General features: G+C 61.6%; 11 protein-coding genes. 1 reads left to right on the forward strand and 10 read right to left on the reverse strand.

Going from position 1 to position 14,071, the window contains the following annotated elements; genetic code table 11:
• Positions 1–168: 168 nt before the first annotated feature.
• The 7 genes from HB630_RS27905 to HB630_RS27935 all read right to left on the reverse strand — a co-directional run bounded on the left by HB630_RS27905 (position 169) and on the right by HB630_RS27935 (position 7,772).
• Positions 169–1,365, reverse strand: a complete 1,197-nt coding sequence (locus HB630_RS27905) for an amidohydrolase family protein (RefSeq protein WP_213775948.1) — start codon at positions 1,363–1,365, stop codon at positions 169–171.
• A gap of 43 nt (positions 1,366–1,408) precedes the next feature.
• Positions 1,409–1,990 (reverse strand): amino acid synthesis family protein, encoded by a 582-nt coding sequence (locus tag HB630_RS27910; RefSeq protein ID WP_213775949.1) that lies wholly within the window; start codon positions 1,988–1,990, stop codon positions 1,409–1,411.
• A gap of 91 nt (positions 1,991–2,081) precedes the next feature.
• Complete coding sequence (locus tag HB630_RS27915; RefSeq protein ID WP_213775950.1) at positions 2,082–2,882, reverse strand: ABC transporter permease subunit; 801 nt, start codon at positions 2,880–2,882, stop codon at positions 2,082–2,084.
• Positions 2,879–3,844 (reverse strand): ABC transporter permease, encoded by a 966-nt coding sequence (locus HB630_RS27920; protein WP_213775951.1) that lies wholly within the window; start codon positions 3,842–3,844, stop codon positions 2,879–2,881. The genes HB630_RS27915 and HB630_RS27920 overlap by 4 nt, the downstream gene beginning before the upstream one ends.
• A complete protein-coding gene (locus HB630_RS27925; protein ID WP_213775973.1) occupies positions 3,820–5,013 on the reverse strand; it encodes an extracellular solute-binding protein in 1,194 nt (397 codons plus the stop codon). Before HB630_RS27925 ends, HB630_RS27920 begins: the two co-directional genes overlap by 25 nt.
• Before the next feature lie 30 nt (positions 5,014–5,043).
• Positions 5,044–6,141, reverse strand: a complete 1,098-nt coding sequence (locus HB630_RS27930; RefSeq protein WP_213775952.1) for an ABC transporter ATP-binding protein — start codon at positions 6,139–6,141, stop codon at positions 5,044–5,046.
• Positions 6,142–6,200: 59 nt separating this feature from the next.
• Positions 6,201–7,772: a TCP-1/cpn60 chaperonin family protein gene (locus HB630_RS27935; protein ID WP_213775953.1), complete on the reverse strand. Its 1,572-nt coding sequence runs from the start codon at positions 7,770–7,772 to the stop codon at positions 6,201–6,203.
• A 465-nt stretch (positions 7,773–8,237) separates the two neighbouring features.
• Between HB630_RS27935 and HB630_RS27940 the strand changes: the two genes are divergently transcribed.
• A complete protein-coding gene (locus tag HB630_RS27940) occupies positions 8,238–9,605 on the forward strand; it encodes a PLP-dependent aminotransferase family protein (protein WP_213775954.1) in 1,368 nt (455 codons plus the stop codon).
• Between the two features lie 50 nt (positions 9,606–9,655).
• Here the strand turns inward: HB630_RS27940 and HB630_RS27945 are convergent, their stop codons facing one another.
• From HB630_RS27945 to HB630_RS27955, 3 genes are read right to left on the reverse strand one after another with little or no spacing between them, the layout of a single operon-like run.
• Positions 9,656–10,381 (reverse strand): aspartate/glutamate racemase family protein, encoded by a 726-nt coding sequence (locus HB630_RS27945; RefSeq protein ID WP_213775955.1) that lies wholly within the window; start codon positions 10,379–10,381, stop codon positions 9,656–9,658.
• Positions 10,368–11,987, reverse strand: a complete 1,620-nt coding sequence (locus tag HB630_RS27950; protein WP_213775956.1) for a hydantoinase B/oxoprolinase family protein — start codon at positions 11,985–11,987, stop codon at positions 10,368–10,370. Before HB630_RS27950 ends, HB630_RS27945 begins: the two co-directional genes overlap by 14 nt.
• Positions 11,984–14,059, reverse strand: a complete 2,076-nt coding sequence (locus HB630_RS27955) for a hydantoinase/oxoprolinase family protein (protein WP_213775957.1) — start codon at positions 14,057–14,059, stop codon at positions 11,984–11,986. Before HB630_RS27955 ends, HB630_RS27950 begins: the two co-directional genes overlap by 4 nt.
• Positions 14,060–14,071: the final 12 nt, after the last annotated feature.

The raw sequence follows: 14,071 nt of genomic DNA on the forward strand, positions 1-14,071 counted from the left end.
CCTAGAGCATGATCGGTTCTGATTGAATCAGAACCGAAGCTCTAGACTGTTGTTTGACGCGTTTTCTTCACGCGAACCGGTATCCACTTCGCTCGAAAACGCTCTAAGGTTCATCCTTGGAGCACGACGATAATGCAGCGCCTGCGAGCGGCCGGCCATGGCCGGCGTTCAGTGCGCCGCGCCCGAGAAGTCTCGCGAAAGCCTGCATTCGGCGACCCGGACATCGCGGGTCGTCGCCGGCGTGTTGCGGCTTCGTCCGACGAAGCGCGGCACGCCGTCGGTAACAACCGCTCCCACGGCAGGCACGTCGCCATTGCTCAGGGCGGACAACGCATCGTTCTTGGACGAGCCCGCGCAGGCGTCGATCAGCACCACATCCGCATCCTTGCCGGCCTTCAGGAAGCCGGAGTTCAGCCGATAGACCGTGGCATTATTGCCGGTGGCGGCCGCGATCGCCAGTTCCGGCGCCATGCCGCCGAGGCTAGCCAGATGACTAATGGTGTAAAACATGCCGAGCGGCATGATCCCGCTGCCGGTGGGCGTATCCGTTGCGATCAACAGACGGTCGAGTTGTCCCGCGGCATCGAGCAGCCTGGCGGTGAGCAGCGCTGTGCGCAAATTGCCCGCCGTGCAGAGCTGAAGCGCGATGTCGCTTTCATTGACCAATCTGGCGAATCCCTCTTCGGGCATCGCCGCCGGACCGCCATTGACGTGGAAGGATACGGTGGGGTTGGAGGCGAGAACATGCTCGGCCCAAATGCCTGACGAGCTCGGGATCGACGATCCGCCGGTATGCATGGTGGTCACCATGCCGAGGCGGCGCGCGGCCTGCATCAGCGGCGCATATTCGAACGGCGTATCGAACGCACCGAATCCGGCCTTGGCCAGCCACAGCCCGCTCTTGACCAGGTCTTCCAGGTCGGCCTCGGTGAGGCCGGGTTCAAGAATAATCGAGCCGGCGTGAACACGCATCCCGCCGGGGCGATAATCGAAAAAGCAGGCGCGCGCGGCCAGCGCCAGCGCCTTGACGCCTGCGGGATCCTTGGGGCGCCCCGGAACGTGAACCTCGGAGGCCGTGATCGATGTCGTCGTGCCGCCGTGAAGATAGCTTTCGAGATATCCCACGACCCGCTGGCGAGGCGTGTAGTCGCCGAAGGTGATGTGGACATGGCTGTCGATCAGGCCGGGAATTGCTGTGGTCCCGTTCGCATCGATGACCACGTCGCAGCCCGACACCTGGCTGGCGGAAACCGTACCGACCTCAGCGAGGCGGCCGTCCTCCATCAGGATGCTGTCCCCCTTGACGAACGGAGCCTTGAGATCGCCGCTGACAATGGCCCCGAGATTGACGATCGCCGTTTTCATCCGAGCCTCCGCTGTCCCGTCTCAAGCTGCCGCAATTCCAGAGCTATCGCAGACCGTCCTTGCCGCCGATCGCGTCGGCTGCGAGACCTCCGACGCGCGCGTTCAGGCGTCCGCGGTTCGCCAGACACACGATCAACGCGACCTCGTCTGCGGCCGGCGCATCCGGCGGAAGCGTCACCGAAACACCGTCATAATGAGAGCGCACGTAGAGGGCGTCCTTGTGGGCCAGCGGAACGTCGATCATCGACCCCGGCGCGGCAAGCTTTGTGAAAGACGGAATCCAGGCTTCCGCGCCGCCAACGGCCTCCCGAAGAGGCGTCGCGAACACCGTCGTCAGCATTGCATTGGCGTGCTCGAGTTCTCCACCCAGGCCGACAACGCCGCCCTTGCCGTAGCTTTCGGTCTTGTACGGGCCCATTGCGTCGACCGCGAGCCTGGATAGGACACTACCGACATCGACGCTCGCGGCTATCGCTTCCGACAGATCCTCGACATAACGCCCGGCGTAGGGATTGACGACAATCGCGACCGCGGCAACACGGCGCAACGGCACTTGATGGCGATGGCCGGCCTCGACTTCCTTGTGATCGATGAAGGTCAGAAGCCGTCGAATATCGAGTTTCATGGAGATCTCGCAGGTTGGTCCCTGAAATATTGCACGACTTAATATCTCCCATCAATAGCTAATAATGGAAGTAATCTAGTCTAACGCCCCTTCAATCCTTCTCGAGCCTGACCACCATCGTCCAGAAGGTACCGGCCAGCAGCGGAAGCGCGACGCAAAGAACGATCGTTTCAAGGCAGAATATGATCGGCACCTGGGACTGCTCGGAAGACGCCATGATCCAGTTCCAGATCGGAAGCGTGGTCGCGTTTCCGTGCAGAAAAATCGCGCGCTGCCCTTCGTTGAAGGAAACCAGAAAGCCGAAGATGCCCGCGCCAATGATCGCGGGCCGCAGAAGCGGCATCTCGATATCCCAGAACACGCGCCATCGCGACGCCCCGAGATCGGCGGCGGCGTCGAGCAGCCGATGGTCAAAGCGCGTCGTCAGCACCAGGACGAAAAGGAACGAGAACGGAAACGCCCATACGAGATGGCCAATGAAGATCGACCAAAAGCCAAGGGACAGCCCGAGGATCATGCGCAGGAATATGAAGAGGGACGCTCCAAGGGCGATACCCGGAATGAACAGCGGAAGCAGTGACAACAGGACGATGCGGCCGGCGACCGGCGATCGCGGGACTGCACGCCCCACGAGTGTCGCAATGACCATCACGCTCAGCCCGACCAACAGACCGATCGCCAGACTGGCAAGCAGCGGCTCAACCCACCGTCCGCTCGAGAACAACTCCCTATAGTGATCGAGCGTGAACCCGTCCGGAATTCCAGACATCGGATCCCGGTTGAAGGACATCAACGCCAGCCAGGCCAGCGCAAAATAGATCAGGGCCAGCGTGATGGTGCCGCCCCATTTGCCGAACGACAGCACTCGGACCGGTGCAGCGACGTCACTCATCCGTTGATATTCCTGAACAGGGATTTGAGATCGATCAGCCGGCGCGACGCCATGGTGAAACCCCAGAGGATGAACGCGACGACCAGGATCGCGAATGTCGAAAGTGCAGCAACCGTGGGATATCGCAGCGCCTCATAGGCGCTCTCGATCGACCCGCTCAGCAGCGTGACGAAGCCGCCGCCCAGCATGGCAGGCTCGACCCACGAGGCCAGCGCCGGCCCGAGCGCAAATACCACGCCCGCCACGACGCCCGGCATCGCCAGCGGCAGAACGATGTCCCGAAGGATGCGACGAGGCGGCGCACCGAGGTCCGCGGCTGCGGCCAGCAGCGTATCGTCGATGGTCGCCATCGCGGAATAGATCGGCAGCACCATCAGCGGAAAATTCGTCAGCACCATTCCGAAGGTCACGGCCCCCTCGTTGTAGAGCATCCGGAGCGGCACCTGAATAAGACCCAGGTGAATCAGGACCGTATTGACAAGACCATGCTCGTCGAGAACGCCACGCCAGACAAACACGCGGGACGACAGGTCGAGGAAGAAAGGGATCGTCAGCAGCGTGATCATGACGGACCGCGTTTGCCGGCTGACGGCTCCCTTCGCCAGCCAGAGCGCGAATGGGAATCCGATCAGGAGATCAATCAAGGTAGCGCTGAGGGCAACGCGGATCGTGCGCGACATGACTTCGAACCGGCCCGACGAAAACAGCTCCGTCCAGGTCTTCAGGGAGGGCTGATAGACCATCATGAAGTTTCGGCTCTCGAAGAAGCTGAAACAGACCAGGATCACCAGCGGCAAAATGACCAGAAGCCCCCACGCGACGCAAAAGAGCGGGATCACCCACTCGCGGCGCTTTTTGGCCTCGAAGCCGCGTGAAGGCATGGCCGCCGCTCGCACCGAATGCGAGCGGCCTTGCTGCGCCGATTCAACCGGTAACGTCATGCGCTCAGGAACCGCTGCCATTCCTGCTCGATCGCATCAGCATTGGAAGGCGCATAATTCGCCACAAACGGCTTCTTGTACTTCCGCTCGATCTTGACCAGGCTCTCCTTCAACTCGGTGACATCGGCTTCCGGCCACTTGTTGTCGATGGCATACTGCACGCCTAGATCCATGTTCGGACCGCCATAGCCGCGATCCTTGGCCTGATACGCACGATATTCACCGCCGAGGAAATAGTTCAGCGTCTTGTAGATATTGGACAGATTATCGCGCTTGGTCGCCTGCATCGCGATGTAGGCGGCCTGGCCCCACTTGGTGTAACCTTCGATGGTGTAGGCGTAGCGTACGGCGCCGTCGCCGAGCTTCTTGTTCGCTTCACGCGTCGCCGGCTCCCAGCAATTCGCGATATCCACTTCCCGCGATGTCAAAAGCTGCACCTGTTCCTCGAACGAGGCGATCAGCGTCTTGAACTGCCCTGCCTTCTTGCGCGCGACCAGGAAATCAACCACCGTCTTGGCCTCGTCCGGCGTAAGGTCCGCAGGATTCTCGATCTTTGCCTTGCCGGATTCCTTCAGGTAGAGCGCGGTCGCGGGCGCCGAGTAGTTCCAGGTTCGGGAGAAAGCCGCACGTCCATGCGTACGCTCGTTCTCGAACAGCATCTGCCAGGAGACATCTTCCTGGCCGTCCGGATTGACACCGATCTTGTCAGCGAAATACCCGAAACTGTCGGCATTGCCTGTCACCGGCACACCGTACTGCTTGCCATCCGGCCCGACGACCGCCGACGACCGCTTCCAGACATCGGAGGTCCGGTCCCACAGCGTCAGTTCGGGACGCTTCTCATCGAGCACGGCGTAGAACCCGCGCGGGCCAAGAATATTATGGCTGCCGCCGGCAAAGAAGACGAGATCAAACTTATCGCCGACTCCGGACGAGATCACGTCACGGATCAATGCGCCAATGTCGTTACCGGCCACGGTCGAAAATTGCATCTTCAGGCCGGTCGATTTTTCCATGATCGACCAGTCTTTCAACTGCGCGGTCGTGACGCCGTAACCGGTAATGACATTTGCATCGGCGGCTCCGGCGACGGACGGAAGCGCCATCGCCGCCCCCGCCAGCGCAAGCCCTTTCAAGAAGTCACGTCGGGCGAGGTCCAACTGACTGGTCGTCGAGAGTTTATCTTCCATGACGATATCTCCTATTGTATTCGGTGAATGTTAGCTGGAAAGAATGACGCAATCTTCCACCCGGCAGGAAATAGCGTTGAACGAGGCCTGAGCGTTTCCGCGATCCCATGTTCTCAGGCGGATCGGTCCGGCCACGCTGGACGCCGTGACGTCGGTGTATTTTCCGCGATAGGTTTGCCCTTGAAACGCGCACGGCAGGACATTGTCCTGGCTTCCGGCGGCGTTCGTCCCGGCGATCGGAGATATCCGTTCGGCGCGGATGGCAATCACGACGTCCTGACCGGCTGCGAGCGGCTTGGTATCCGCGCAGAAGCCGCGAAAGCGCGCTCCGCCACAATCGACCGCGACGCTGCCGTCCGGCACCAACTCCAGAACCCGCGCCGCCAACAAATTCTCGAAGCCCATGAACGACGCGGCGAATCGGCTGCAGGGGCGATCGAAAAGATCCTCAGGGTTGCCACGCTGTTCGATCCGGCCGTTGCGCATCAAGACGATGCGATCGCTCATCGTCAGCGCCTCTTCCTGGCTGTGCGTAATATAGATGAACGTCGTTCCGAGCGATCGATGGATATCGATCAGTTCGGTTTGCATGTCCTGGCGTAATTTTTCGTCAAGCGCGCCGAGCGGTTCGTCCAGCAGCAGGATCGAAGGTCTCGTGACAAGGGCGCGGGCCAGAGCAACCCGCTGGCGCTCTCCGCCTGAAAGCTGATTGATGCGGCGATCGCCCTTTTGGTCCAGACGCACCATCGCCAGCGCCTGCTCCGTCCGCTTCGACATCTCTTCCTTGCCGACCTTGCGCAGACGCAGGCCGTAGGCCACGTTCTCGGCGACCGACATATGGGGAAACAGTGCATAGCTCTGGAACACCGTGGTGCAATCACGCTGAGAGGCCGGCACTCCGAGAACATTGGCACCATTGATCTCCAGACGGGTCGCATGGGTGGGCGTTTCCAGTCCAGAAATGATCCGGAGCATCGTCGTCTTTCCGGAACCGCTCTCGCCCAGGATCGTCAGGAACTCTCCACGCCTGGTCTGGAGCGACACGCGGTCGAGAACATAGGCCGAATGATAAACATGAGAAATATCGGCCGCATCCAGAATGATGTCGTTCGATTGCTGGGACTGCATGGACCGCTGCTCGTTTGGCTGATGATGAATTGATGGAGAGAATTCGCTGGCCGTCGGCGTCAGCAGCATACCAGCACCTCGACCCGAAGCATCGTCGCGGCCGCCGATATCGCCCGCCGCAGGATGCTCTGTGTGATCGATAACGGATCGGCGATCGGCCAATCGCGCAGCGCTATCGAAGCCCGGCGCGACGCATCATAGGCAACGGCATCACGCCGCGGACCGGATGCCAGCGTCACGGCGGCTCGCCCGTCGCTTCCGGCATTCGCCGCGATGCGATAAGTCACCGCTTGGCAACCGGCCGCGACCGCTCGCGCGGCAAAGTGGGACGCCCCGGTCGCCGATGTCGGCCTGGCGCGTTGTTCGAGCGCCTTGCCGACCCGCGCAAGTGCCACTCCTCCACCGGGAACAACCCCGGCGATGGAGGCATGCCGGATCACGGACAACGCCGCTTTCGCGCGCGTAACGCGCTGCGACGAAGAGAGACCGCCCTGAGCCCCGATCTGAATTTCCGCCCAGAGCCCCGCCAGACGGGCGGCGCGGCGAAGCAGGTGATCTCGGTCGAGCGCCAAATATTGCTGTTTCTTCGCTTCCGCAATCAATTCGTTGCGACGGTATTCAATCGCGTCCGGCTGGCCTGCCGGGTCGCTGAGGATCGCGCGTGTGCCGGACCAATGGACTTGCCGCGCCTGGCCGAGCATCGCCGGCCTGACATCGGCAAGCGACGAACCGAGCCGGTCATCGATCACCGCGCCGCCGGTTGCAACCGCAAGGTCCTCCAAGACCGCCGCCGCCCTCAGGCTGACATCCTCGGGCACCAGACCGAGAAGATTGAGACCCAGCCCCTTGCGATTGGAGAGCAGCGCGGCCCTCGCTTCCGGTCCGAAGCCCCGCGCCACGATCACAAGTGATCGATTTTTCGCGACGAACTGCTCCAATATACGCGCGAACGGGCCGAAACTGTCGACGATGTCGTTCACGATCAGCACGCTTGCGCGGTTCATGGTGAGAGCGACCTGCTCGGTCGCGGCGAAGCCGATCGCTTCCGGCTGGACGTCGAGCACGAAGCCGGCGGCGGATTGAATCCTTATACCCGGCTTCCAGCTTTCGCGGATATCAATGACGCCGTGGGGATTGACCGCGGCATCGAGCGACGCAAGGGCCTGGGCAATTTCAGCATCGTAGCAGGCGGCCTCCGCCAACGCCGCAAGCGGTGGCGCGTCGCAAGTCTCCGCCGCCAACAATTCGTCGAGACGCGGCGCCAGATCGAGCAAAGCATCCGCAAGCGCACCCAGCGGCACGCCGTGGGCGGCAGCCTGCGCGCCGGACGCAAATATCGCCTCGCAGATGCACGCGACACGCGCCGTCCCATCACCGAAATCGCGTTCGGTATCGGCAAGGACTTCGCCGAGAATGCGTGGAGCAATTGACCACGGGCCGGCCTCGTCCGCGACGATACGGGCGATCGATCCGCCGGAATGAACCGTCTCGACCGAATTCGCACCTCTGTCGCGCAGCACCGCGCAACCCGCAGGCCCCAGCGAAACGACCACCGCGCGAACCGCATGGGACAGCGACTCGGCCAGGACGGCCCTCGCTTTGGAGCCCATGATGACCTTGTGAGGCATCATTCGGGCGTCCGCAGCGGCATCGATAGACGCGATTTCCCGCCGCCGCCGACCGGCAGAACGACAACGGCCATCGCCTCCTGACTGACGCACGGCTTAATGGTCACCATCCCGCTTCGCCCTGTTAATCACCAAAACCGTATTAGGACAATTTGACCAAAGCAAGTTTTATGCAAGCAGACAATCGCCCTGCGGGAACGTGATCTGACGCTGAAAGATCGCTGTTATGGGCTAATTGTTCCCAAATTCACGCAAATCGCTGCGGCATTGTCGGTTTGATGGGCGTTTCCAGCTCAGTTTTCAGGCAATCGTTTTTCCCGTGACGGCGAAAGCTCATCGGTAGTACAATTATCGAATCGGTGGACAATTGGACTACCCATACGGGCTATCCGCTGATGCTTGGCCTCAAATACCGGCTGCTCGATAGGAATTGAGGATTCGGCTTTGACGGCCGATGAAAGGACGAGAATGGGCTGGAAGCCGCGCATCTCCAATTCTGAGAAACCGAAATATCTCGCTTTTGTCGAAGCGCTGGAGGCCGATATCGCCAATGGCACCCTGAGGCATGGCGATCGCCTGCCCCCGCAGCGCGATATTGCCCAAGCGCTCGACGTGACGATTGCCACTGTAACAAAGGCTTTTCGCGAGGCGATGCAACGAGGCATCGTAACCTCGCGGACGGGAAGCGGCACATTCGTTCGGGTAGGCGATGGAGGCGCCGAGTTCGAGCGCCCGCAGATAGACCTCAGCCTCAACACCGTCCCTTCGCGTCCGTCCAAGCCATTCCTGGATGCGGCGCTCGAGGAAATGGGTAGCCGTCATACCTCCGATACGCTCTGCGCCTATGAGCCGGCAACCGGCTCCGAGGCCCATCGAACCCTGATGGCGAAGTGGCTGAGGAAGCGTCAGCTATCGGTCGCTCCTTCGGACGTTGTTCTTACACACGGCGCCCAGCACGCCCTCGCTGCCTGTTTCTACGCGTTGGCGCATCGAGGTGACACCGTTCTCTGCGAACAATGGACTTATGCCGGGATCAGGCGCCTCGGCGATCTCAACCAGGTCAGGATCGAGGCCGTCGCGATGGACGAGCACGGGCTCGATCCCGCGGACCTCGCCAGGAAGCTCAAGAAAACAGGCGCCAAGGTCGTTATCTGCACGGCGTCGGTGCAAAATCCGACAACCGCTTCCATGAGCGCCGAGCGGCGGCGTAAGATCGTAGCTGTGTGCAGGGACAATTCCGCGGTCATCGTGGAAGACGACATCTACGGCATCCTGTCCGGCGATCCGCTTCCGCCATTGGCGGCTCTCGACCGCGAGGTCGTCATTCATATCAGCAGCCTCTCCAAATGCATCGCGCCCGGCATTAGGCTCGGCACTATCGTGGCTTCGGAGCGGCTGCTCTCAACGCTGCAGAACGCACTGGTCGCCCTGCATTGGACCGCGCCATCCTTCTGGGTCGAAATGTTTGCCTTCATGATGGAAAGCGGGTCCGCTGACCGCTGCGTGACCGCGCACCAAAAAGAAGCCGCGCGCCGTCTTGGCATCTTCCGCGATGTGACCGGATTGAAGCCGTCAACCACCCTGCCCAGCTATCATATCTGGCAGGCCGTTCCGGAATCATGGCGGCTCGATGATTTCATTTCGGAGCTTCTGACCCTGGGCGTTCGGGTCTCTCCCGGCCATCACTTCTCGGTGGACAGGCAAGCCGATCGTGACAACAATTTCATCAGGATCTGCCTCGGCGGAGGAGACGGCACGGATCTGCTCAAGGAGCAGCTCTCCAAATTCCGTGCCGTCATCGGCGCCCGTCCACGGCTTTCCACGACAATCACCTAGGCCAGAGCCCGGCTCCGAGAGAGGCCGCGTAAGGTGAAGGCGCAACTACCCTAGCTGGCGCTTGCCGGCACGAAGCGCCGGATGATGGCGTCAATCACCGAACTGTTGCTGGTGACGACATTCACACCAAACAACGCCTCGAGTTCCTTCTTCGCTTCGAGCGAACGAAAATTCGTGCAGGAAACGAACAGGGTATCGAACGATACGCCTTCAAGCTTTTCCTTGGCGAAGCGGACGATGTCGCCCGGCGTCGGGTCGGCCAGCTCGACATTGACGCTGATACCCATGCCGTGGGCCGCAACGATCTCCCGATTACCATTCTTGAGAGCGTCGGCGACCGAGCGGGTCAGATCCTCGATGTAGGGCGTGATGACCGCAATCCTGCGTGCATCGATGCGCGCAAGCGCGTCAGACACCGAATTGACCACCCCGAGCGCGGGACAACCGGCCAACTCGCCGAGATTGCGACAGGTGGCTGCATCATATTCCAGGCCGAACAATGAGCCGGCGGAGGTACAGCCGAAAACGAGCAGATCTGGATTGACCGTCGCCAGGTCTTTCGCTGCCGGAGCCGCGTAATCCTCGATCATGCGGATTTCGGCATCGCGGGTGGTTTCGACCAGAAACATCCGGTCAGTATGCACGGTGAAATGCTCACGCGGCAAGGCGCTATGCAGATCGTTCTCCATGATGGTGTTGGACGAAGGCACCAGCAACGCGATGCGTGTTCGCCGATCGCTCTTGGCCCGTCCGGAGGTCTTCTCACTCTGCGTCATTTGAACTCCTTCCCCATGCACCGCCGCCGGCGGTGATCATTTCCAACTGGTCGCCCTTTGAAAGCTTGTGCGGTCCGCTCTTCGCCGGCAGCGGGCGAACCTTGCCATCCGCGCCGAGATACGAGAATTTCGCGACGGCGCCGGCACCGCCGCCCGCAACCCCCTTCGCCGCCGAAAGGGTTCGCTCCCCGAGAATCGACGCTTCGACTCCATCGACGAGAACCTCGATCGCTTTCCGCACGCCTGCACCGCCACGATGGAGGCCAGTACCGCCGCTCTCCGTCACCAACTGATAGGCGGTGAAGCGGATCGGCATGGCCGCTTCGGCGGCTTCGATCGGAAGATTCATGGTATTGCCCATGTGTACCCGGATGCCACCGGCGCCCGGTCCGGCTGCGGTGGCTCCCGCCCCGCCTCCGACCGTCTCATAGTGAACGAAGCGCCGGCTGGTGCGCGGATCGACACCGCCCAGCGTATAGACGCAGGCGGAACCATAGCTGCCGGCCGGAACCCGGTCAGGATAGGCCTTGGCGAGCGCCGCCAGAAGAATATCGACAATACGATTGGAGGTCTCGGTGTTGGCGGCCACGACCGGCGACGGATAGGCCGCATTCACGATCGCACCTTCCGGAGCCACGATCTGGGCAACCTCATAGACACCATTATTGGGAGGAATCTCTCCGCCGGCCAGAGCCAGCAGCGTATAATAAACGGACGACGCCGTGACCGCGAGCGGCGAGTTGACCGGACCTTTGACGCATGGCGACGAGCCGGTGAAATCCACCATGAAGGAGTCGCCCTTCTTCTCGATCCTCGCGCGGATGAGCGGCCGCGCATCCGGATCGATTCCGTCGCCATCAAGCATCTCTTCATGTTCAACGACGGCATCAGGCAGGCTTTCCAGCCGGCGGCGGACGATCCGCTGTGAATAGGTCTGCGCGTCGGCCATCACCTCGGACAGAAGGTCCGCGCCATAGCGCCGGGCGAGTTCGCGCACGCGCAACTCCGCACGATGGGCACCCGCAATCTGGGCGCGGAAATCACCGTGACGATCCTGCGGTACGCGAACATTGGCGAGGATAAGCGCGAGGATATCGGCGCGCGGCTCGTGTCCCTCGATGATCAGCAGCGGAGGAATCCGAATCCCTTCCTTGAATATCTCGTCGGAAACGCTCGAACTGCCCGCGGCGATGCCGCCGACGTCGGGCCAGTGTACCCGGCTCAGGGAAAACCCGCAAAGCCGGTCTTCGTGGAAGATCGGCATGATCAGCGAGACATCGGGAAGATGCGTTCCGCCCGAATACGGATCATTCAAGATGACGCCGTCGCCCGCTTTCCAGTTCTCGATCGGAAACGCGTCAAACGCAGCACGTACCGTGAATGGCGCCGCCCCCAAATGGACCGGAATGTCCCTGCCTTGCGCGACGACCTTGCCATGAGCATCCAGCAAGGCGCATGACAGATCGGCCGACAGACTGAGAAGCGGAGAAAATGAAGTTCGCATGACCACCGACTTCATTTCGGCGCAGATCGCATACAGCGCGCTGCGAACGACCTCAAAGGTCACCGGATCGCGGTCAATAATGCTCTTGGACTGCGGAATCATTGAAGCCCACCGGATAGAGTTACGACCACCTGTCCATTGGACTCGATCCGTGCAGATTGCCCGGCGTGCAGCCAGACGGTTGCACCGGCATGCTCGATGATGGATGGCCCGGTGATCGTTCCTCCCGCCGCATCGCCAGCCGCGTAAACCGGTATCGTGGCTTCCCCGCCATCCCGCGCCAGAATTTTGACCATCCGCAGCGGGTCGGGCGCACGGGTAGCCGGATCATGCCGCACGAAAATCCGGTCACCGCTGTGACCGAGATCGATGGTGGCGATGAGGCGGAGATTCACCAGTTGCACCTGCGCATCGGGAAGCTCAAACCCGTGTTCCCTGAGATAGAGCCCGCGAAATGTCCGCTCCACCTGTTCGGGCGACGGAAGCGCGTCATCGCCGTTGCCGGCCGGCACGCGCAGCTCGAACAACTGCCCGACGAAACGCGCTTCCAGTATTCTTTCAAAACGCGGGCGAGCGTGGCCCGCGGCTTCAGCGGAAAGAATGACATCTACCCGCTTCGCTAGCTGAGCGAAGCCAGAGGACAAATCGGCTTCATCGAGATCGCGCAAATTGCGCAGCAGGGTTTGCGTGACTTCGTGACGGATCGTTCCGAGCGTCGCGCCAAGCGCGCTGAACATGCCGGGATAAGGCGGCACGATGACTTCACTCGCGCCGATCTCCGCGCCGACGGCCGCGGCGTGCAGCGGCCCCGCGCCGCCGGAAGCGAGAAGCGCAAAATCGCGCGGGTCGAGCCCGCGCTGCGTGGTGGCGAGGCGGACCATCTCTGCCATGTTGGCAACGGCGATATCGATAATGGCATAGGCCGCGCGATCCACCGTCCAGCCGAGAGGATTTGCAATATGCTCGCGTACCGCTTCGACCGCGTATTCGCGATTGAAGCGGACTCCGGAATTGGCAAAAAGTTCAGCCGTCAGGGTGCCGATCACGGCATGGGCATCCGTGACCGTCGGAAGGCTTCCCCCCCGGGAATAGCAGGCGGGCCCGGGCACAGCGCCCGCACTTCTGGGGCCCACCTTGAGGACATGGGCCTCATTGATCCACGCGATCGAACCGCCTCCGGCGCCAATCTCGACGAGATCAAGAACGGCGCTGCGAATCGCATAGCCGCCCACTTCGCGGCCGTCGACCAGCCGGTCGGCGTAGAACTCCGACACCATTTCGGGCTGGCCATTGCGAATCACGCCGGCTTTCGCAGTCGTACCGCCCATGTCGAAGGCGACCAGATTGGGCCGTCCCGTCGCCCGCGCAAAGGCGGCCGCGGCGGTCAGTTGCGCAGCCGGACCGGACTCGATCAAGTGAACCGGATAGCGCGATGCGTTTTCCGGAGAGGTGAGACCGCCATTGGACTTGACGATCATCAGGCGCTGGATGCCCCTGCTCCGCAGATCAAGATTCAGTTTCGAGACGTATTTGCCGACAGTCTGCCCAAGATAGGCGTTCACCAGGGTGGTGCTTGACCGCTCGTACTCGCGAAACTCAGGACATACATCGCCTGAGCGCGTGACAAAGACGCCCGGAAGCGCATCCTCGATTTCCGCGGCAAGTGCGCGCTCATGCGCGTCATTGACGTAGGAATGCAGAAAGCTGATCGCGACAGCTTCGACGCCCGCATCCCGGAGCTTCTCGACGATACCCGATGTTTCGAGCGGGCGGACCACGGAGCCATCCGCGGCGACCCGCTCCGGAATATCGAAACGAAGCTCCTTTGGCGCGAGCGGCTCGGATATCCGCACATCGAAGCTATAGAGGATCGGCCGGTCCTGACGGCGCAAGGCAACCACGTCGGAGAAGCCTGCGGTCGACAACAGCGCCGTCCGGCTTCCCCGCCTCTCGATCAACGTATTCGTACCCACCGTGGTCCCGTGACACACGACGGCGTCTTTTATCGTGACCGACTGGGCGATTTTCTCGATGGCATCGACGACAGCCTTGCCGGGCTCCCCCGTCGAAGAGGGAACCTTGAACGCCGCAAGCAGGCTTCCGTTGCCGCTATCGAACACGATGGCGTCGGTAAAGGTGCCGCCGACATCGATGCCTATCAGAAGATCGCCCATGATCTGTCAGAC

The sequence above is a fragment of the Bradyrhizobium sp. dw_78 genome, from assembly GCF_018449525.1.
GTDB lineage: Bacteria > Pseudomonadota > Alphaproteobacteria > Rhizobiales > Xanthobacteraceae > Bradyrhizobium.

What these genes read in the sequence shown, in the direction of transcription:
- HB630_RS27905 (WP_213775948.1), bottom strand. Translation starts at nt 1,365, where the DNA reads ATGAAAACGGCGATCGTCAATCTCGGGGCCATTGTCAGCGGCGATCTC.
- HB630_RS27910 (WP_213775949.1), bottom strand. Translation starts at nt 1,990, where the DNA reads ATGAAACTCGATATTCGACGGCTTCTGACCTTCATCGATCACAAGGAA.
- HB630_RS27915 (WP_213775950.1), bottom strand. Translation starts at nt 2,882, where the DNA reads ATGAGTGACGTCGCTGCACCGGTCCGAGTGCTGTCGTTCGGCAAATGG.
- HB630_RS27920 (WP_213775951.1), bottom strand. Translation starts at nt 3,844, where the DNA reads ATGGCAGCGGTTCCTGAGCGCATGACGTTACCGGTTGAATCGGCGCAG.
- HB630_RS27925 (WP_213775973.1), bottom strand. Translation starts at nt 5,013, where the DNA reads ATGGAAGATAAACTCTCGACGACCAGTCAGTTGGACCTCGCCCGACGT.
- HB630_RS27930 (WP_213775952.1), bottom strand. Translation starts at nt 6,141, where the DNA reads ATGCAGTCCCAGCAATCGAACGACATCATTCTGGATGCGGCCGATATT.
- HB630_RS27935 (WP_213775953.1), bottom strand. Translation starts at nt 7,772, where the DNA reads ATGATGCCTCACAAGGTCATCATGGGCTCCAAAGCGAGGGCCGTCCTG.
- HB630_RS27940 (WP_213775954.1), top strand. Translation starts at nt 8,238, where the DNA reads ATGGGCTGGAAGCCGCGCATCTCCAATTCTGAGAAACCGAAATATCTC.
- HB630_RS27945 (WP_213775955.1), bottom strand. Translation starts at nt 10,381, where the DNA reads ATGACGCAGAGTGAGAAGACCTCCGGACGGGCCAAGAGCGATCGGCGA.
- HB630_RS27950 (WP_213775956.1), bottom strand. Translation starts at nt 11,987, where the DNA reads ATGATTCCGCAGTCCAAGAGCATTATTGACCGCGATCCGGTGACCTTT.
- HB630_RS27955 (WP_213775957.1), bottom strand. Translation starts at nt 14,059, where the DNA reads ATGGGCGATCTTCTGATAGGCATCGATGTCGGCGGCACCTTTACCGAC.